Genomic DNA, 457 nt, shown 5'->3' with positions numbered 1-457 from the left:
GCTCCACTTGGGGGAACCCCAAGACCGCACTGGCTCGAGAACTCAATGGTAAGCAGCGCTGGTATGTTCAGTTAATTAACGAGGGACAGCCCTATCAAAAAGAGAAAAATTATGTAACTGATGGCGTGATGGGGCTAGATATTAATATCTCCAACATTGCTTTTGTAGGTGACAATAAAGCTGGACTGCTCGCCTTTGCAGAGCAAGTACCAGCATACGAAAGTGAAATCAAAGCGTTACAGCGTCAGATGCAGCGCTCTCAAAGAGCCAGCAATAGAGAAAACTACTCAAGAGATTTTTCGGCTCAAGTAGGGCGTAAGATTGTTTTGAAGAAAGGTAAAGTAAAACCGGGTAGTCGCCAATGGAAAAAGTCTAAAACATATCAAAAGTTAGCTCGTAAAAAGCGAGAAATAGAGCGGCGTAAGAGCGCTTATGCTAAGTCTCAAAACCGGAGAAT

General features: G+C 43.8%; 1 pseudogene. It reads left to right on the top strand.

Annotated features, from left to right (window positions below):
- A pseudogene (locus MiSe_RS49865) lies at positions 1-457 on the top strand (RNA-guided endonuclease TnpB family protein); the annotation flags it as partial.

Origin of the sequence: Microseira wollei NIES-4236, assembly GCF_020521235.1 — a bacterium.
In the GTDB taxonomy this organism is placed as follows: domain Bacteria; phylum Cyanobacteriota; class Cyanobacteriia; order Cyanobacteriales; family Aerosakkonemataceae; genus Microseira; species Microseira wollei.
The sequence above is the reverse complement of the archived record's forward strand: the minus strand, read 5'-3'. Positions and strand labels throughout refer to the sequence as shown.